The following is a 19,985-nucleotide window of genomic DNA, read 5'->3' on the forward strand; positions in this document are numbered from 1 at the left end:
GTTATCGTTATATTCAAACTCATCTCATTAAAAAAAATAGAAACTACCGCTAGTATTAAACTCATGTATTCCTAAGTACGACTATTTAAAGTAATACGCGTTTGTATGCTCCGGATTTATTCGAATGGTTTTAAAGTATTCTGAAGGAGATTTTCCGGTGTGTTTTATAAATGCCCTAAAACAAGTAGTTCGAGATTTAAAACCAGAACCCCAAGCCATGCCTTCTAAAGACAAATCTTTCCATTCTGGATCATTTATTTTGTCTTTAAAATACTCAATCCTTTTGAGGTTAACGTAATCCTGAAAATGAAGCCCAAATTCAGAATTAATCAAATTGGATAAGTGGTGTACAGATATTCCGGTTTCATCTGACAAATCTCTGATTACGAAATCTTTTTTTAAGAATAGATGCTGAGAGTTCAAAACATGATCTAGCTTTAAAAGATATTCTTCTCTTTTTTCGAGCGTCAGTTCGTTTGTTATCGGAATTGTATTCTTCGTTTCTTTTGTTTTTACCTCTATTGTATTATCAACAACAAAATCGAAGGTTTCTTCTTGATCATGAAAAATATGAGGTCTGAAATAAAGCCAGCCGACCGTAAAAAACAATACAGAGGAAATAAGCACATAACAAGAAAGGTCTGTTGCATCTATTTTTCTTAATAGGAAATGATGAACAAAAAGCGCCGAAAATAAAAACAGAATCATGAGATTATACACTCTAATCCAATTAATTACTTTAATTTGATGAAATTGGTTTCCTTTAAATTTTTTCAGATCATAGTTTAAAATCAACATGGTTTGAAAAAAGACATAGAAAAGCCAAATCGTCAGGGTTAAAACAGAAAATGGATTTTTGATTAATTCTGCAATATAATCGACCGCTTTTATATTGGTATGGCTTCCAACATAAACAATTAGCGTTAAAAAGAAATAGATCACAAAAGGCATAAAATGCAGCCAATCGTATTTTCTAAAACTTTTATTTAATGATAAAATGTTTCTAACATATAAAAAAGAGCATGGAGCGGTTAAAAATATAAACGCTTTTGTGATAGTAAATAGATCTGGGAAATTTTTAAATAAGTTGGCCGACAGATAAAAATTGTAGATACTTACTACCGCCAAACTCAATAAAAACATTCCTAAAAAGAAACTTTTTGAATAGTTTTTTTTTGAAAACAAAACCATAATTGAAGTTGCCAAACCTGCAATTGTGGCAATAAAAAAGAAAAGTGAGAGTAATATATCGATCATTTTTTTAAGTTTAATTTGCGTGGGTATTATTTTTTCTTAAAATCTTAAAAATAGAATACGATGGGGGCGTATGCAGAAGTAGAAATAATTGTACTTGCCGTACTTTCGGCAAGTACAATTATGTATCAATTATTTTTTAACTGCTCCAGGAGGGAAACCAGCTAATATTTTTTTGATTGCATCGTTGATGAATTGTTCTGGATTATCTGGTTTGCTGTCAATTTCGGCATTTCCGATTCCTTGCCAAACCAGTTTATCGGTTTTTGTAGATACGATATCTATTACCAACGAGCCGTCAACATAATCATAGCTGTTGAATGTTGTGGTACCGCCGCCCATCATGGCACCGCCGCCCCAATATCCGTATGGACGATACATTCCGCCATAGCCATAAAAATTAGTATCGGCTGTCACTTGGGTTTTGTTTTTTAATATCGAAACCGCATTTACTTTTAAATCAGGATTGCTAGATTCTGTAAATCCTTTTGCGAGCATTTCGTTTCGAATTGCTTTTGCAACACGATCAACATTTAACTGATTTACTTGGCCTTGCTGTGCTTTTAAATCATACACCGCAAAAGTTTTGTATTCGCTGAAGTTCGCAGCATGATCATAATCAGTTGTAACTTTTACAGTTGGAGAGCAGCTGTAAAACAAACCCAAAAATAAGATTGGGATTATACGAAGACTTGTTCTTTTAATATTCATGTTGTGGTATTTATTAAATTAATAATTAAATCAGTTTAACTCGAATGTATTAAAGTCATAAAAATCTTGAACGAAGAGGAAAGCATCTAAATAATTGCAAAAAATACACAAGTACCTATTAAACAGTTACTTAGACCACTATCAAAGATAAATCATTTTATTTAATTAACAGTATTAAATAAATAAAATCTTACTTTATCCTTTTTCTGAGGTGTTGTATGCAAGATTTTCACATTTTTTTTTGCCAAATTTTACTCTTTGGCTACCCTAAATTTCACCCGCTATAGGAAGTTTACCATGTTTTATTGCTTCTAGCATTTTATTATAATCCAATTCATTTTGATTAGCATATAAAAGCGAAAATTCCGAAATAGCATCGGCAAATTCGTCTGATTCTCCAATATACCCTGAAATCATGGAAGGGTCTCCCGAACGCGCATGAGCTCTTGCAAGTGCCCATCCGCAAGCTTTGGCATATTCTGCCATGTTTTTGGGTTTCATAACTTCTAGAACCGACTTTATTTTGGCATCTCTAAGCTGTCTGATATAGAAGAATCTATCTTTACTATCGTTTGTCCAACCTAAAAACATATCAGATGCAGACTGCATAAGCTTTTGTCCCATCACAATACGTTCTCCCTGATGGATATATTTTCCTTTAATTTTTACATTTTCTTCGAGCACACTTTTTCTGGCTTCTTTGAACTGCAAAAAAATAGGTTCGCCTGTAGCAGACATTAGCAAACTGATCCCGCAAAGCGTTCCAACACTTCCTACACCTACCACTTTTATGACAATATCATGAAGTTTATACCTGCTTAGCAAAATCTGCTTTTCCTCTGAAAGAGATTCTATATATCTTTTATGAACAATTTCTCCTTCTTTAGCAACCAGTTTTTCGAGATCTCCGCTCGGGTGAAATATTAAAGGCGGATCATCTTTTATGCGTGCTCTGGCTCCATCAAAATACGTCATTTTTGCAAACTCCTTTTCGTGAGCGGTATATTCTGAAGCTTTTTTTATTCTCTTTTGGTCAAACTCTTTTAGTTCCTTATCATGCCCTAATTCTATGAGCTCTGCCAAATCGATATCTGCATACCAAATTTGAAGCGCCGATAATTTACTGTAATCCAACATATGGCGCTTATAACTATCAGCAACATGCCAGGCAAATTCTTTACAGTTTTTATTGGAGAATTTTCGCCATCGCCCTGCAATCACAAAACTGACTGCCAGTCTTTTTACATCCCATTCCCACGGTCCAGGAAAGGTTTCGTCAAAATCATTTATATCAAAAACCAATTTGCGTTCTGGAGTTGCAAATCCGCCGAAATTCATTAAATGGCAATCACCGCAGAGCTGTAAATTTATTCCCGATACAGCAGTATGAGCTAAGTCGGCTGCCATAATCGCGGCAGCTCCTCTATAAAATGCAAAAGGCGATTCCATCATTCTGCTATACCGAATTGGCACCAGACTTTCAACTCTTCCTTTACTGGTTTGAATTAAAATATCTACAGGATCTTTTCTATTTTTAAAAGAGTTCCATTCCTGATGTTTTGCTAAAGGCGTTTTTTTTCTAATCGAAACGCCTTTTTCATAACGCTGCGCCTTTGATGCAATAGGATCAAACTTAATTTCGTCTGTATTTTTAAGTACATCAGCCATTCTTGATAAAATATTATGATCCAGGAAACACAAAAGAAATTACAGCTCTCAAGCCCCAATCGGGTTTTATGGCCTGATGTCCCACAATCGGAATAAGTGGTTGAACTGAAAACTGTACCACTTGGTCACCAAATTTGGTAATACCCCCCATCATTGGGTTTAAAGAGATTAAAGTAGTATTTCCTTCCCAGTTTTGGGTAATTTCGGCATTTACGCCCCAGTTGGCACCACTTTTATAACTGTGCGAAAGAAATATCTGGGTGTAAAACTGATTAAAATCGGCACGGTCAGAGGCTCCAGCTACAGACCAGATCTGATTGGCAATAAAACCAACTGAAAGGCCTTTGCCCTGATGCATTACTAAAACGCTTGGTCCGACACCAAATTTTTCTGTTCCTAATAATTTATCTGTAGCCGTTGGTACTAAAAATGCTGGTCCGACTCCATAGATTATTTTTTCAGTTTTTGGAGCAAAAAATGCTGTCACTGTGGCATCGCTCAAACCAAATTCGTGTGTATTTAATCCAGTTATATTTCGCTGATCTACAACCGGCAAAATCCATCGGCTTATTAAGTTTAGGTTGTCACTCAATTTAAATGGAATAACGGGCTGAACATTAATCGTATATTTGACGCCATTGTATGGTCCGATTCCATAATTCAAATTATTCTGAAGTGGCACACTAATTAAACTCGCCACTGGATTTGCCAATTTATCAGCCAGTTCCTGAGGGCTATTTCCTGGTTTATGTTCTTCTTGAGCATAAGAACTATAGCTTACAACGAAAGAGATTGTACCCAATAGTACTCTAATAAATTTATGAAACTCCATAGGCGTTCTTTTAAAATTTTGTAAACATTTTAAAATCAAAATGAAACAGCCAACCAATAAACTGTTTCACTTCAATTTTAACTAACTCAATCTAATTGTCTGCAAAAACTTTTTTCCAGTCTTTCTGCATATCTACCACATGCCATTTGTTTTTTGCAGCGGCATTTAATGAAGCATTATCCTTTTCTTGATATTTGTATTCCCTTATTGAATCATTATGATTTACAAGCAGTTGAAATGACGGATATTTATTTCCCTGCGAATAGGTAAGCATCGCAATATCTCCTGCTCCGCCTTCATTACCGCAAGCAAAAACAGGTCGCTTACCAATATGCAGCTGAATGCCTACTGGTTTTCCTTCTTTATCATTAAAATGGTCTAAAGCTGCTTCTCTCTGTACGATATTTTTAGCTGCATCATATTTGTATTTAAAAGAAGTTCCCACCACTTGATCTTTTGGAATTCCGTAAAAATCCTGAGATATAGCTCGTACCACCTCTATTGTCCCGCCAGTAACGATGTACGTTTTAAATCCGTTTGCGCGTAAATAATTTAGCAATTCCAATTGCGGCTGATAACGTATTTGTTTCACTGGAACATTTTTACCAGGATATTTTGCGTTTTTAAAGAAATCATTAACTGAAGCTTCAAATTCATCTTCGGTCATCCCGGTATGAGTTGCCGCAACCAATTCTATAAGTGCTTTATCGCCCCCCTTTTCAAAAAAGGTTTTGTCTTTTTCTATTACTGCTTTAAATGGTTGTTTTTGGGCTAATTCTGGTTTGGCTTCTACCATTTTCTGCACTTTATAAAAAGCAAAAAGTTCCTGTACATAAGGCTTTTCAGCCCATAAAGTTCCATCGTTATCAAAAGTCGCAATTCTATATTCTTCTGGAATAAAATCTGGACTTCCTTCTTTTGTTACTTTTTCAACATAAGCAATTATATCGCTTTTTACGGCTCCGTCATTCCAGCTTGGCAAAGGGTCTCCGCTTGCAATAGTTTCCGTTTTTTTACTCTCTGTATTTGGAGAAGTTATTGTATCTGATTTTTTACAGGAAAAACAAAACAAAACTGCGAGAGACAAAATGAATATATTTTTTCTCATGGTGTTTATTTTATTAAGAGATTCAGATCTTATTTATCTGAATCTCTTTTTGATTAATTTATTTTTTCTTTTTTGAAGCTGCCTCTTCTTCTTTCACTTTTGGTAAAATATTTTTCTCAACATATTCCCTCGCTTTTATATCTTTTATTGCATCTTCCATGATAGTATAAGCAGAGAAACTTGGCGGGATTGATCTTGGAGGATATTCTTTAAAGGTTTCTGCAAATACCGTCACATCATATATAGCGCCATATACCATCTGTACATGATTCATTACCCAATCCCAATATGTATTTGAGGTTATATCGGCTCTCTCAAATGGGTCTTGGTATAGATTGAATATTTTCTGTAAACGCAATTTAGTAAAAGGCTCACCCCAAACTCCCAATGTTCCTTGCATACGCTGTTCTGCAAAAACATATTTATAATCTCCTTCTCTTAAACCAACCAAAAGACCATCATCATCTGTATAGAAGAATTTGTCTCTGGCGCTTTTTTGTGTTTTTCCTAGTAAAAAACTACTTTGGTCATAACCATCTAAATGCACTTTATAATTTTTACCGTTAGCACTATATCCTTTTAAAAGTTTGTTAACTATATCTGGTTCTCCTGCAATAGAAGCCAAAGTTGGAATCCAATCGTTGTGACTCATCAATTCGTTAGTGATTCCTGGTTTGATATGCCCTGGCCATCTCACGATACATGGTACACGGAAAGCTCCTTCCCAGTTAGTGTTTTTTTCTGAACGGAATGGAGTCATTGCCCCATCAGGCCATGTGTTCATATGAGGGCCATTGTCTGTTGAATAGATTACAATTGTATTATCGGCAATTCCTAAATCATCCAATGCTTTTAATATACTTCCAATAGTTTCGTCATGTTCGATCATACCATCAATATATTCACTGTCTCCGTGAGTATATCTCCCTCTATGCTCTTTTCTAACGTGCGTGCGAAGGTGCATACGAGTAGCGTTGAACCAGCAGAAAAATGGTTTTCCAGCTGCACTTTGTCTCTTGATATAATCAATTGCTGCTGCTGAAGTTTCATCATCTATCGTTTCCATTCTTTTTTTAGTAAGTGCTCCTGTATCTTCAATTTTTTGTTTGCCTACTCTTCCAAAACGAGGATCTGTTGTTGCATCATCGACATTTGTAGCTGTACATTTCAGAACGCCTCTAGGACCAAATTTTTTCAGATATTCTGGATCTTTAGGATAATCTGGTAATTCTGGTTCTTCTTCAGCATTTAAGTGATACAGATTCCCGAAAAATTCATCAAAACCATTTACTGTTGGAAGATTTTCATTACGATCTCCCACGTGATTTTTACCAAATTGTCCGGTTGCATAACCCAAACTTTTCATGATTCCCCCAATTGAAGGATCTAGCTGGCTCATACCCATTGGCGCACCCGGATATCCCACTTTTGTAAGTCCTGTACGAAGACCATGCTGTCCTGTTAAAAAGGCCGCACGCCCTGCTGTACAGCTTTGTTCTCCATAATAGTGTAAAAAACGCAATCCTTCATTGGCCAACTTGTCTATATTAGGAGTGGTATACCCCATAAGGCCATCACTATAAGCACTAATATTAGTTGTTCCAATATCATCGCCCCAAAGCACCAAAATATTGGGTTTCTTACTTTGTGCAGTAACAGAAACACCAGATAAAAATAGTATTGCAAATAACTTTATGGCATTTATAAATCCGCATTTTAATTCGATTTGTTTCATGATAAAAAAATTCGTTAGTAATTCTTATGTATGAGTTTGAAAATCCAAAAAAAATAAATGGGAAATAGTAATTTCCAAAAAAACGCTTCTACATCAATGTTGCATCTTTTCGATATGTTTCAAATTCATTTTATATTAAAAATTTGAAACATGATATTTTAACTTTTTCTTAAGTATCTCAAAATTAACTAATAAAAGAGCGAACAATCGTATTTATTCGGCATGAGCTTGTTTCATTTTATAAAATGAAACAAGAAAATTGGAGAATCTGCAACAAAATGTTTCATTTTAGAAGATGAAACATATCAAACTGCCAGAAAATTAATCAGTTATGCTTTTATTGTAAAACGGCAAAAAAGAAGTTATTAATCGTCAAAAGATTTTTTTTGAATAGACGATTTTTAAATTTTTAGTAAAATGAAACAAAAAATTCTTTTTTTTGTCTAAAATTTTATCAGATTATTAAAAAATTATAGATCAAAATTTCCACTAAAAGACAAAATATAAATAGCGAAATCAGTTTTAATTTTTAAAGACTCTTTAAAAACAAAAAACCGCTTAAAAAAATTAAGCGGTCTTTTTAAAATTATTTGAAGAAATTGTTATTCGATTTCAGAAACTCTCATCGTATTAACCATCCCTTTATCTTTAATTGGCATTGCAGCAAGGTTAATTAAATAATCACCTTTTTGTGCATAACCTTTGTCAACTGCAATTTGATTCACATCTGTTACAGTATCATCTGTACTTTCTTCATTATCATAGTAGAAAGATTTAACTCCCCATAATAAATTCAATTGTGTTAAGATTCTTCTGTTTGAAGTAAATACTAAAATATGAGCTGTTGATGGTCTCCAAGCTGAAATTTGGAAAGCTGTGTAACCGCTATTTGTCAAGGTACAAATTGCTTTAGCTTCAATTTCATTTGCTAATAAAGCTGCTTGGTGGCAAACCGTTTTAGTAACAAAACGTTTCGTTTTAATTTGTGGTGTATTTTGAGGCACTTGAATAAGCGGAGAGTTTTCTACAGCTTCGCAAATTTGTGCCATTCTTTGAATAACTTGTACTGGATAGTTTCCTGTAGCAGTTTCTCCAGACAACATTACAGCATCTGCACCATCCATTACTGAGTTAGCAACGTCATTTACCTCTGCTCTTGTTGGAGTTAAACTTGTAATCATTGTTTCCATCATTTGAGTAGCAACGATAACTGGAATTCTAGCCGTTTTAGCTCTTCTGATCAAATCTTTTTGAACCAATGGAACTTCGTGAGCTGGAAGCTCAACACCAAGATCTCCACGAGCCACCATTAAACCGTCGCAGTATGCTACAATTTTATCCATGTTCTCAAGAGCTTCTGGCATTTCAATTTTAGCAATGATTGGAATTTTATATTCAGAATGCTTAGCAATTAATTCTTGTAAATCTTGCAAATCGCGAGGAGTTTTCACAAATGAAAGTGCGATCCAGTCTACTTTTTGTTCGATTGCAAAAATAGCATCTGCAATATCTTTCTCTGTTAAAGCTGGTAAAGAGATTTTTGTATTTGGAAGATTAACTCCTTTTTTAGATTTTAATTCTCCGCCTTGAATAACTTTAGCAACAACTTCAGTTTTTTTATCTGTAGAAACAATTTCAAAAATAAGTTTACCGTCATCAAGCAAGATTCGCTCTCCTGGGTTAACATCATTTGGGAAATTCTGATATTTCATGAACACTCTTTTTGATGTTCCGATAATATCTTCGGCAGTTGTAAAAGTGATTTCATCTCCATCGTTTACAACAGTACCTTCTTCCATTACACCAACTCTAAGTTTTGGTCCTTGCAAATCTCCTAAAATTGCTGTCGTGTAACCAAACTCTTCGTTTAAGCCTCTAATGATATTAATTCTTTCTTTTACTCCTTCGTAATCTGCATGCGAAAAATTGATTCTAAACACATTAACACCTGCATCGATCATATCTTTAATGATCTCTCTTGTACTACAAGCGGGGCCAAGTGTAGCAACAATTTTGGTTTTCTTGTTTGTTAGCATTTTTTTTAAAAAATTAGATTGTTTTTTGATTTTATTTTGTCTGTATCAACGGCATAAATAGCCACAATACTTTCTATTGTGTTTAATTTTTGTTGAATTTCTGAAAAATTAAGCGCCTCTTCGCCATTATCAATTTTCAAGAAAAAATCGACTTTTTTGAATTCAGGAAGTAAATGAATTGTTGTCGAAACCTCACTTGTTTCATTAGAAAACAAATTCTGGAAATCATTTGTACTCACAGAAATGATTTCATTTTTATTCTGAATTAAATTCCAGGAAACAGCTTTTTCTTCATCATAATAATAGAATCTCGAAAAATTTGCTTCACCTTCCTTAGTCTGAGCATGGATCTCGTTTTTGCTCTTACTTAAGTTGATCGGAAGGATTTTATTGATAAAATAGGCTAATCTATAATCTTCTAATGAAGTATGAATTGCCATTAAATAATAATCAATTTCGTCAAATTCGTCTAAATCCAATTTATGAATAGCCATGTCTTGAAAAATCAAGTTGTAAATATACTATTTCTAAACGGAGCATCAACAGTTATGACATGCTTGTTTTGTTAAATTATAAACGAAAACGATGTAGCCTTGTGAGAGTTACAACATTTTTGCAGCTATTTCTTGTCAATTTTTTCTTGAAACGCAAAATAAGCTCTCTGCGATGCTTTTTCTTCTGCTTTCTTTTTTGAAGTTGCTCGCGCTCTTGCGACAACTTTATCATCAATACTCAATTTAACACCAAATAAACGCTGTCCGTCTATACCGTTATCTTCAAAAATGTCATAATGAAAAACTCTTTTTTCTTTCTGGCACCATTCGATAACAAGGCTTTTATAACTTATCACTTTTCCTTCAAGTCGCGCAATATCTACATAAGGCGTCACTACTCTTTTTTGGATGAATTTCTCGCAAAAAGTATAGCCTTTGTCTAAATAAATAGCACCTATTAGGGATTCAAAAATATTACCGTGAATGTTTTCTCCAAAATGCTGAATCGGCACTTTGCTCTCTACAAACTGCACTAAATTTAAGTCTTTACCCAATTCGTTCAAATGTTCACGACTCACTATTTTCGAACGCATTTTGGTTAAATAACCTTCATCTCCATTTGGAGCTTTATTAAATAAATGTGCAGCAATCACGGCACTTAACATAGCGTCTCCTAAAAATTCTAAACGTTCATAATTAATAGGATGCCCATTTTGATCTAGTTTATTAGACGAACGATGGGTAAATGCCCGTCTATAAAAATCTACGTTAGAAGGCTGAAAACCAAGAATTTTCTGAATAGTGTCAAAAAAAATCCCGTCTTCTTGAGAACGGGATTTCGAAAATATTTTTTTGATAATATTCATATACAGAAAATTAATCAGCTAGTTTTTTAAACAATACGCAAGCATTGTGTCCACCAAAACCAAATGTATTACTCATAGCAACATTTACTTCTCTTTTTTGAGGTTTGTTTAGAGTAAGATTTAAAGATGGATCAATGTTTTCGTCAACAACTGTATGGTTAATCGTTGGAGGAACAATTCCGTGCTGCATTGCCAAGATAGAAGCAATAGCCTCAATAGCTCCAGCTGCACCCAATAAGTGTCCTGTCATAGATTTTGTAGAGTTAATATTGATGTTTTTAGCATGATCACCAAAAACAGCACTAATTGCTTTTAACTCAGCAACGTCTCCTAATGGCGTAGAAGTTCCGTGAGTATTGATATGATCCACTTGATCGGGAGTCATTCCAGCATCTCTCAATGTGTTTTCCATTACTGCGATAACTCCAATTCCTTCCGGATGTGGTGCAGTTAAGTGGTAAGCATCAGACGACATACCGCCACCGCCAATTTCGCAATAGATTTTTGCCCCTCTTGCTTTAGCATGTTCATACTCTTCAAGAACTAAAGCTCCTGCTCCTTCACCTAAAACGAAACCATCTCTGGTTGCATCAAAAGGCCTAGAAGCTGTTTCTGGGCTTTCGTTTCTTGTAGATAAAGCGTGCATTGAGCTAAATCCTCCCATACCTGCAATTGTAACAGCAGCTTCAGAACCACCAGAAACAATAACATCGCACATTCCTAAACGAATGTAATTGAAGGCATCGATTAATGCATTTGCAGAAGATGCACAAGCAGAAACCGTAGTATAATTTGGTCCCATATACCCGTTACGCATAGAAATATGTGCAGGAGCAATATCGGCAATCATTTTAGGAATAAAGAAAGGATTGAACTTTGGAGTTCCATCACCTTTTGCATAGTACAATACTTCATCTTGGAAAGTCTCTAAACCTCCAATTCCTGCTCCCCAGATAACACCAACTCTTTGTTTGTTTACGTTATCATTTGTGATTCCAGCATCTTTAATAGCTTCATCACTGGCAGCAATTGCGTATTGTGCAAATTTATCTAATCTACGAGATTCCTTGCGATCCATGTAATCTTCAATATTGAAGTTTTTTACTTCGCAGGCAAATTTCGTTTTGTGTTTCTCGGTATCATAATATGTGATTGGAGCGGCTCCGCTAACTCCATTCACAAGTGCATTCCAATATTCTTGGATATTATTCCCAATAGGAGTAAGTGCACCTAATCCTGTTACAACAACTCGCCTTAATGCCATAAATATGTGTTTTGTACTTTAAACAAATAAAACCCACGCTTTCTTAACTTATAGTTATTTAAGAGCCATGGGAATTACAATATAAATATATCTTTTTGATTGAAAAATCAATCGAAATTTAAATTTAAAAAATAATAACACCCGATTTCTAGAAATTCCAATTCTTTAAAAAACAAATTCCAATTTTGGGATTTGGATATTCAAATTTTGAGATTTTTTAGAATTCGGGTGTGGTATTATTATTTTTTTGCTTCTTCGATATAAGAAATAGCTTGACCAACAGTAGCAATGTTTTCTGCTTGATCGTCTGGAATTTGAATATCAAATTCTTTTTCGAATTCCATAATAAGCTCAACAGTGTCTAGTGAGTCAGCTCCTAAATCATTAGTGAAGCTTGCTTCTGTTACAACTTCGTTTTCGTCAACACCTAATTTGTCTACGATAATCGCTTTTACTCTTGATGCAATGTCTGACATAATCTTTAATTTTAGAATTTAATTTGTTGGCAAAAATAAAAAACTTTATTTTAAAACAACTATTTAGTTTATAAATGTGACACTAATTTATAAAATTAATTTCAAGAAAGGTCTTTTAAAGCTATTTATTTTCGATTTTTATTCCGTTTTTTGCACTCTCAAAACACACAACTTTATGAAAAAAATTATCGTTTTTGCCTCAGGATCAGGAACTAACGCAGAGAACATTATAAAATATTTTTCGAACACTGAAATTGCAAAGGTCGTTTCGGTCTTTACAAATAATGCTTCGGCAAAAGTGATTGAAAGAGCAAAAAATCATCAAATTCCAGTCGAAATCTTCGAAAAAAACGAACTTTTAGAAAGAAAAGTTTTACAAAAAATACAAAAAATCGACCCGGATTTGATAGTTTTGGCTGGTTTTCTACTCAAATTCCCAGAAAACATAATTGAACAATATCCAAATAAAATAATCAATATCCATCCTGCACTTTTACCTAATTATGGGGGCAAAGGAATGTATGGAATGCATATCCATAGAGCCATTATAAATAATAAGGAAAAAGAAACTGGAATATCTATTCATTATGTTAACGAAAACTACGATGAAGGCGCAATCATCTTTCAGGCAAATGTGGCTTTGACAGATGAAGACACTCCAGAAACAGTTGCAGAAAAGATTCATGAGCTGGAACAAAAACATTTTCCAGAAATCATACATAGATTATTAGAAATTTAGACTATTAGACTTCTTAGACATAAGACTACTTAGATTTTAATCTAAAGCATTTTAAAAAATCTAAGCAGTCTAAAATCTGAAGATGTTTAATATCTAAAAAAGAAAAATCTAAAAGTCCAAAAATCTAAAATCTAAGCAGTCTAAAATAAAATGAATCACGAAGTACATATATATACCGATGGCGCGGCAAAGGGAAATCCAGGAAATGGCGGTTATGGAGTCGTGATGGAACTGGTGGGCACTCCGCACAAAAAAGAATTCTACGAAGGCTTTCGTCTGACTACTAATAATAGGATGGAACTTTTGGCTGTAATTGTGGGGTTAGAAAAACTGAAAAAACCCAACATGAAAGTCCTTGTGGTTTCGGACTCTAAATATGTTGTCGATTCTGTTGAAAAGAAATGGGTGCTTGGCTGGGAGAAAAAAGGTTTTGCTGGAAGAAAAAATGCAGATCTTTGGAAACGCTTTTTAGCCGTCTACCGCAAACATCAAGTCGATTTTAAATGGATTAAGGGACACAACAACCATCCGCAAAACGAACGCTGTGATCAACTGGCTGTAATGGCATCCATGCAACCCAAACTTTCAATCGATTCTTATTACGAAAACATCGATTCTAAGTTGCTATAAAAAAGATAACGTATCGAAAACCTAAATTCTCGATACGTTATACTCAAATTACTAATTTCAATTTTATTCTTTATCTAAGTCTTTTGCAGTTTTAAATCCTGTCAAAAGTCCGATTCCTGACATTATAAAAATAATTGAAGGATAAACCGCACCATCATTAAGAGATGTATAAGTGGTGATTAATAGCGCAAGAAAAATTCCAACACCGCTTCCTATTAATAAGAATGCTAGATTTACTACAAAGATTTTCCAAGCTGGAACTCCACTTCCCTTTCCTTGCAAAAAGATACTGGCATCTACCCCTTTTTCTATTAGAGCCAGACGCTCTCTGTTTCTTGTTGAATAAATTAAATAAACGATCCCGAAGATCATTAAGAAAAGACTGATTGGAATTAAAATTTTTTCGTCCATGATATTTTATGTTTTTAATTGATTGATATACCTCATATGACGAGGGTTTTTAAAATGAGGTTACAAGAATTTTAAAATAAATTCCAATTTCTAAACTCCAAATTTCAAAACTTACTGATAATCAATTAATTTTGACTCTAAAAAACTTTGTCAAAGTTGAATCTTTCTAAAAGCTTATACTATATATATAATATGTATAATCTGAATTTAACTCTGATAGTTAACTGGATTGGAATTTGGGATTTGCTTTTTGGAATTTATTTTCAATTTCTTGTAACCTAAATTAACATTCTGTCGTCCTATATAATTATGAGCACATTAACTGATCAACATTATATCGATAAAATCCTGAAGGGCGAGACCAGTGCTTTTGCCGTTCTTGTGGATCGTTATAAAAATATGATCTTTACGCTGGCTCTAAAAATGGTTAAAAATCGGGAAGAAGCAGAAGAAGTTGCACAGGATACTTTTATAAAAATTTATAGTTCGCTGACAAAATTTAAAGGAGAATCTAAGTTTTCAACTTGGATTTATAAAATTGCCTATAATACTTGTCTAGACCGTTTAAAGAAAAACAAAAAAGAAGATTTGAATATTTCTATTGATGATTTTTCGTCTCATTTAATCAAAACAATGGACAATGCTTTAAGCGCATTAGAAGAAAATGAACGAAAGCAGACCATTCAGAAATGTTTGAATTTATTGCCATGTGATGAAAATTTCCTTTTAACCTTATTTTATTTTGATGATCATAGTTTAGAAGAAATTGGAAAGGTTATGAATATATCGGCCAATAATGCTAAAGTGAAATTATTTAGGAGCCGACAGAAATTAGCCGTAATTTTGAGACAGCAGTTAGAACCAGAAATAATAGAATGTTATGAAAGAGAGCGATAAAAATATAGAACAACTTATTGAGAAAATGATGGCTGAAGAAAAACTGCAGTCACCATCAGTAGATTTCACTTCAAAAATAATGGCTGAAGTTCATATACTAGAAGAGAAAAAACTCAAAGCATACAAACCTTTAATTTCTAAACCAATCTGGATTTCGATTGGCTTAGCTGTGGCGGCATTAGTGATTTATGTTTCTCTGTTTTCTGTTTCGAATAATGATTTTAAAATTGACGTAATCGGGAAATTATATTCTGATAGAATCTCAACAGCATTTTCTAGAATTCATTTTTCTAAAAACATCTTATATGCCATTTTGATTGTTCCAATTATGATTTTGGTTCAGGTTGGTATTTTGAAGAATTATTTTGATAAGAAATATCAATTATAAATTTAAAAATGAAAAATAAAACGCCCTTATATTCACTCTTAGTGTTATTATTGTTTGCTACTAATTATGCATCAGCAATTCCATCAAATTTTACTACTAAAGAAATAAAATTTGTTAGCGAAGGAATTTCTCTCGCTGGAACTGTTTTTACGCCTAATAACATTCAAGCTGCTGTTGTGATTGTTCATGGATCTGGACAAGAAAAAAGAATGATCGATTTTGCTACAACTCTAGCCAACAATGGCATTGCAGTTTTGACATATGACAAACGCGGAGTTGGAGAATCAGGTGGCGTATATGCAGGACCAGAAGTAGGAACAAACAATGTGGACTTCGCCAATCTAACTCTTTTGTCTTTAGACGCAAGTGCTGCCGTAAATGCTTTATCCAAATCTTTATCAAATACTAAAATATCAATCGGTTTAATAGGCGGAAGTCAAGCTGGATGGATTATTCCATTGGCAGCAGAGAAAAATAAGAAAGTTAAATTTATGACCATATTTAGCGGAGCGCTTATAACGGTTAAAGAACAATTGAGATTCCAATTTTACACCAATGGAGATCAAAAATTCTGGGATACACATTCAGAAGAAGAGGCAAGAAAACATGTATTCAATGATCCAGACAAATATGAGTTTATTGATACAAATCCTATTGACGTACTTTGTAAATTATCAATCCCAGGAATTTGGATTTTTGGAGGTAAGGATATTCAAGTTCCTTCGAATCTATCCATCGAATATCTTGATAAATTAAAATCTAAAGGAAAACATTATGAATATAAATTGTTTCCAAATCTGGGACATAATACCGCTTTTTCAAAATCTGAAGAGCCTCTGAACGATGCGATCAATTGGATTAAAAATATAAGTAAAGCAAATAATCAGAAGCAATAAAAATAATCTAATTACAATTCTTAATGCTTTTAAGAAAAAAACTTTATTTTTTCAAAAAAGCTAGCCAGAAGAATAACCTGTAAAATATTCGCAATTATTTTCAAAAAACTTGCAGATTAATTCTGAAAAATCTATTTTAAGCTTCATTAAAAACAGTTTTTAACCAATTCATTTACAGTATTTTCACTCTAAAATCGATGTCATTTTTTTAAGAAAATTTTGAGAACCTAAACCGTTGCAAGATTGTAACTTATGAAGTATCTTTGCACCCTAATTCGAAATTCATAAAATGAATAAACTATTGATTGTTGGAACAGTTGCTTTCGACGCGATTGAAACTCCTTTCGGAAAAACAGATAAAATATTAGGTGGTGCTGCAACCTACATCGGATTATCAGCGTCATTTTTTAACTTGCAATCGGCCATTGTTTCTGTAGTTGGCGACGATTTCCCTCAAGAACATTTAGATCTTTTAACTTCAAAAAATATTGATATCTCTGGTATCGAAATTGTAAAAGGAGGAAAGACTTTTTTCTGGAGCGGTTTATACCACAACGATTTAAATTCTAGAGATACTCTTGTAACTGAGTTGAACGTTTTAGCTGATTTTCAGCCAAAAGTTCCTCAAAACTACAAAGATGCTGATGTTGTAATGTTAGGAAACTTACACCCATTAGTACAAAGCAGTGTTTTAGATCAAATGGAGAAAAAACCAAAATTAGTAGTTTTAGACACTATGAACTTTTGGATGGACTGTGCTCTTCCAGAATTATTAGACGTTATTAAACGTGTAGATGTTATTACAATCAATGACGAAGAAGCAAGACAACTTTCTGGAGAATATTCATTAGTAAAAGCTGCCGCTAAAATCCAAGACATGGGACCAAAATATGTGGTGATCAAAAAAGGAGAACACGGAGCACTTTTATTCCACAACAGAGAAGTTTTCTTTGCACCGGCTTTACCATTAGAAGATGTTTTTGATCCAACAGGAGCAGGAGACACTTTCGCAGGTGGTTTCTCTGGATTTATTGCGCAAAGCGAAAATATTTCGTTTAACAACATGAAGAATGCAATTATTTACGGTTCAAATTTAGCTTCGTTCTGTGTTGAGAAGTTTGGAACTGAAAGAATGGAATCATTAAGCAAAGCCGAGGTAGCGATTCGATTACAGCAATTTAAGTCGTTAACTCAGTTTGACATAGAAATATAATGCCTAAGAGCCTCGATAAAACGGGGCTTTTTTATTACGAATACACACAACTTACAACAACACACAAATAACAAAAAACAATGAGCGACGCTTTAAAACACGAATGTGGGATAGCTTTAGTTAGACTACTTAAACCGCTTGAATATTATAAAGAAAAATACGGAACTGCTTTCTACGGAATCCAGAAGATGTATTTAATGATGGAAAAACAGCATAACCGTGGACAAGACGGAGCTGGTTTTGCAAGCATTAAATTTGATGTTGATCCAGGACAGCGCTACATTAGTAGAGTTCGTTCTAATCACGCACAACCTATACAAGATGTTTTTAAACAAATCAATGAAAGAATCAGCGAGGAGTTAAAAGCACATCCAGAATTGGGAGACAACATGAAAGAGCTAAAAGCAAATATTCCTTATGTTGGAGAATTGTTTTTAGGTCACGTTCGTTACGGAACTTTTGGAAAAAACAGCATCGAAAGTGTTCACCCATTCCTGCGTCAAAGCAACTGGATGCACCGTAACCTGATTTTGGCAGGAAACTTTAACATGACAAATGTTAAAGAACTTTTCGAAAACTTGGTTGAATTAGGGCAACACCCAAAAGAAATGGCTGATACCGTTACGGTAATGGAAAAAATCGGTCACTTCTTAGACAAAGAAGTAATGCAGTTATACCAAGATTGTAAAGCTGAAGGTTACTCAAAAAGAGAAGCTTCTCCAGTAATTGCAGAACGTTTGGATATTGCTAAAATCTTAGCTCGTTCAGCTAAAAATTTAGACGGAGGTTATGCTATGGCTGGTTTACTAGGCCACGGTGACGCATTTGTTTTTAGAGATCCTGCAGGAATTCGTCCAGCTTATTATTATCAAGATGACGAAGTTGTAGTTGTCGCTTCTGAAAGACCAGTTATTCAAACTGTATTTAATGTTCCTTTTGAAAGTGTTCAGGAAATCAATCCAGGAAATGCATTGATTATCAAGAAAAATGGTAATGTTACCATGAACCAAATCTTGGAACCAACTACTTTAAAAGCTTGTTCTTTCGAAAGAATCTACTTCTCAAGAGGAAGTGATGCTGAAATTTATCAAGAACGTAAAAATTTAGGAAAATTTATTTTACCTGCCGTTCTTAAAGCAATTGATAGCGACACAGACAACACTGTTTTCTCATATATTCCAAATACAGCCGAAACATCATTCTATGGTTTAGTTGAAGCTGCTCAGGATTTCTTAAATCAGAGAAAAAATAATTACATTCTAGAAAATAGAAACACATTAACTGCAGAGACACTTCAAGAGCTTTTATCTGTAAAGATACGCACAGAGAAAGTGGCTATTAAAGATGCTAAACTTAGAACTTTCATCACAGAAGACAGCAGCCGTGACGATTTGGTGGCTCACGTCTACGATGTCACTTATGGCGTAATTAAACCAGAAGATAACTTAGTAATTATTGACGACAGTATTGTTCGTGGTACCACATTGAAAATGAGCATCATCAAAATGATGGATCGTTTAAAACCAAAGCGTATTGTAATTGTTTCATCTGCACCACAAATTCGTTATCCTGATTGTTACGGAATCGATATGGCAAAACTAGAAGGTTTAGTTGCTTTTAGAGCAGCACTTGCTTTATTAAAAGAAAGAAACCTTTATCATATTGTAGACGAAGTTTATGCCAAATGTAAAGCTCAAGAAAATTTCGCAGACAAAGATGTTGTGAATTATGTTACAGCAATATATGATCAATTTACTGACGAAGAAATCTCAGATAAAATTGCAGAAATGCTAAGCTCACCAGAAATAAATGCAGAGGTAAAAATCATCTTCCAAACAGTAGAAGATTTACACAGAGCATGCCCTAAAAATTTAGGTGATTGGTACTTTACCGGAGATTACCCAACTCCTGGTGGAAACAGAGTTGTAAATCGTGCTTTCATGAATTTTTATGAAGGAAAAGACGCTCGAGCGTATTAATAAAATACTAATAAAAGGTTAAATAGTGCATTTCATCGGTTTTTTTTGCCGTTCATCCCATTTCTTTGGTGAAATTGAAAAGCTATGATACTTTTGAGATACCATAACATTAGTAGGTTAAGTTTATGGTAGATTTGGGGCAAAAAGGGTGGAAGCAATTCCACCTTTTTTATTGAAATAAACTCAACCTATTTATAAACAGCCGATTATATCTCTTCATCGGATTTACTTACCTTTCATCTAAAAATTTTTACTCGAAAAAATAACTGTCATACATTTACTAGACCATAACGTTAGTAGGTTAGTTTATGGTAGATTTGGGGCAAAAAAGGTGGAGTAACTTCCGCCTTTTTTATTTTAAATAATTAACGAGTTGATAATCAGTGAG

Annotated in this window: 19 protein-coding genes; 7 read left to right on the forward strand and 12 right to left on the reverse strand. The window is 34.0% G+C overall.

What is annotated here, in order from left to right:
- Nucleotides 1-81: 81 nt before the first annotated feature.
- The 11 genes from BLP44_RS02385 to BLP44_RS02435 form a co-directional block, all read right to left on the reverse strand.
- On the reverse strand, nt 82-1,257 hold the full coding sequence (locus BLP44_RS02385) for a helix-turn-helix domain-containing protein (protein WP_091128899.1): 1,176 nt from the start codon (nt 1,255-1,257) through the stop codon (nt 82-84).
- Nucleotides 1,258-1,386: 129 nt separating this feature from the next.
- A complete protein-coding gene (locus tag BLP44_RS02390; protein ID WP_008466016.1) occupies nt 1,387-1,965 on the reverse strand; it encodes a DUF4136 domain-containing protein in 579 nt (192 codons plus the stop codon).
- Between the two features lie 267 nt (nt 1,966-2,232).
- Nucleotides 2,233-3,633 (reverse strand): DUF2252 domain-containing protein, encoded by a 1,401-nt coding sequence (locus BLP44_RS02395; RefSeq protein ID WP_091128903.1) that lies wholly within the window; start codon nt 3,631-3,633, stop codon nt 2,233-2,235.
- 13 nt (nt 3,634-3,646) lie between these two features.
- The gene (locus BLP44_RS02400; RefSeq protein ID WP_091128907.1) at nt 3,647-4,465 is read right to left on the reverse strand and encodes a hypothetical protein; all 819 of its coding nucleotides are present in this window, start codon (nt 4,463-4,465) and stop codon (nt 3,647-3,649) included.
- A 91-nt stretch (nt 4,466-4,556) separates the two neighbouring features.
- A complete protein-coding gene (locus BLP44_RS02405) occupies nt 4,557-5,573 on the reverse strand; it encodes an HAD family hydrolase (RefSeq protein ID WP_091128910.1) in 1,017 nt (338 codons plus the stop codon).
- Between the two features lie 58 nt (nt 5,574-5,631).
- Nucleotides 5,632-7,308, reverse strand: a complete 1,677-nt coding sequence (locus tag BLP44_RS02410; protein ID WP_066033108.1) for an arylsulfatase — start codon at nt 7,306-7,308, stop codon at nt 5,632-5,634.
- 602 nt (nt 7,309-7,910) lie between these two features.
- Nucleotides 7,911-9,344, reverse strand: coding sequence for a pyruvate kinase (gene pyk / locus BLP44_RS02415; protein ID WP_008466005.1), 1,434 nt, complete (start codon nt 9,342-9,344; stop codon nt 7,911-7,913).
- A gap of 5 nt (nt 9,345-9,349) precedes the next feature.
- The gene (locus tag BLP44_RS02420; RefSeq protein ID WP_008466002.1) at nt 9,350-9,838 is read right to left on the reverse strand and encodes an IPExxxVDY family protein; all 489 of its coding nucleotides are present in this window, start codon (nt 9,836-9,838) and stop codon (nt 9,350-9,352) included.
- 125 nt (nt 9,839-9,963) lie between these two features.
- On the reverse strand, nt 9,964-10,704 hold the full coding sequence (gene rnc, locus BLP44_RS02425; RefSeq protein ID WP_008466000.1) for a ribonuclease III: 741 nt from the start codon (nt 10,702-10,704) through the stop codon (nt 9,964-9,966).
- 10 nt (nt 10,705-10,714) lie between these two features.
- Entirely contained in the window at nt 10,715-11,968 is a 1,254-nt protein-coding gene (gene fabF, locus BLP44_RS02430) for a beta-ketoacyl-ACP synthase II (protein ID WP_008465997.1), read from the reverse strand.
- 239 nt (nt 11,969-12,207) lie between these two features.
- Complete coding sequence (locus BLP44_RS02435; protein ID WP_007137004.1) at nt 12,208-12,444, reverse strand: acyl carrier protein; 237 nt, start codon at nt 12,442-12,444, stop codon at nt 12,208-12,210.
- Between the two features lie 175 nt (nt 12,445-12,619).
- Here BLP44_RS02435 and purN point away from each other — a divergent pair, with 175 nt between their 5' ends.
- Both purN and rnhA read left to right on the forward strand, forming a co-directional pair.
- On the forward strand, nt 12,620-13,183 hold the full coding sequence (purN, locus tag BLP44_RS02440) for a phosphoribosylglycinamide formyltransferase (RefSeq protein ID WP_008465995.1): 564 nt from the start codon (nt 12,620-12,622) through the stop codon (nt 13,181-13,183).
- A 150-nt stretch (nt 13,184-13,333) separates the two neighbouring features.
- Nucleotides 13,334-13,813 carry a ribonuclease HI gene (rnhA, locus tag BLP44_RS02445; RefSeq protein ID WP_091128913.1) on the forward strand — a complete coding sequence of 160 codons (480 nt, stop codon included), beginning with the start codon at nt 13,334-13,336 and terminating at the stop codon, nt 13,811-13,813.
- Between the two features lie 63 nt (nt 13,814-13,876).
- Here rnhA and BLP44_RS02450 read toward each other — a convergent pair whose 3' ends face one another.
- Entirely contained in the window at nt 13,877-14,224 is a 348-nt protein-coding gene (locus BLP44_RS02450) for a DUF6249 domain-containing protein (protein WP_008465992.1), read from the reverse strand.
- A gap of 309 nt (nt 14,225-14,533) precedes the next feature.
- On the opposite strand from BLP44_RS02450, the gene BLP44_RS02455 reads away from it, so the two are divergent.
- The 5 genes from BLP44_RS02455 (at nt 14,534) to BLP44_RS02475 (ending at nt 19,597) form a co-directional block, all read left to right on the forward strand.
- Nucleotides 14,534-15,121 carry an RNA polymerase sigma factor gene (locus tag BLP44_RS02455; RefSeq protein ID WP_091128917.1) on the forward strand — a complete coding sequence of 196 codons (588 nt, stop codon included), beginning with the start codon at nt 14,534-14,536 and terminating at the stop codon, nt 15,119-15,121.
- Nucleotides 15,105-15,509: a hypothetical protein gene (locus tag BLP44_RS02460; RefSeq protein ID WP_091128920.1), complete on the forward strand. Its 405-nt coding sequence runs from the start codon at nt 15,105-15,107 to the stop codon at nt 15,507-15,509. Before BLP44_RS02455 ends, BLP44_RS02460 begins: the two co-directional genes overlap by 17 nt.
- Nucleotides 15,510-15,517: 8 nt before the next feature.
- Nucleotides 15,518-16,405, forward strand: coding sequence for an alpha/beta hydrolase family protein (locus BLP44_RS02465; protein ID WP_091128924.1), 888 nt, complete (start codon nt 15,518-15,520; stop codon nt 16,403-16,405).
- Nucleotides 16,406-16,694: 289 nt separating this feature from the next.
- Complete coding sequence (locus BLP44_RS02470) at nt 16,695-17,618, forward strand: PfkB family carbohydrate kinase (protein WP_008465988.1); 924 nt, start codon at nt 16,695-16,697, stop codon at nt 17,616-17,618.
- Between the two features lie 80 nt (nt 17,619-17,698).
- Nucleotides 17,699-19,597 carry an amidophosphoribosyltransferase gene (locus tag BLP44_RS02475; RefSeq protein WP_008465986.1) on the forward strand — a complete coding sequence of 633 codons (1,899 nt, stop codon included), beginning with the start codon at nt 17,699-17,701 and terminating at the stop codon, nt 19,595-19,597.
- The last annotated feature ends 388 nt before the right edge of the window (nt 19,598-19,985 follow it).

This window comes from Flavobacterium anhuiense, assembly GCF_900101855.1.
Lineage (GTDB): Bacteria > Bacteroidota > Bacteroidia > Flavobacteriales > Flavobacteriaceae > Flavobacterium > Flavobacterium anhuiense.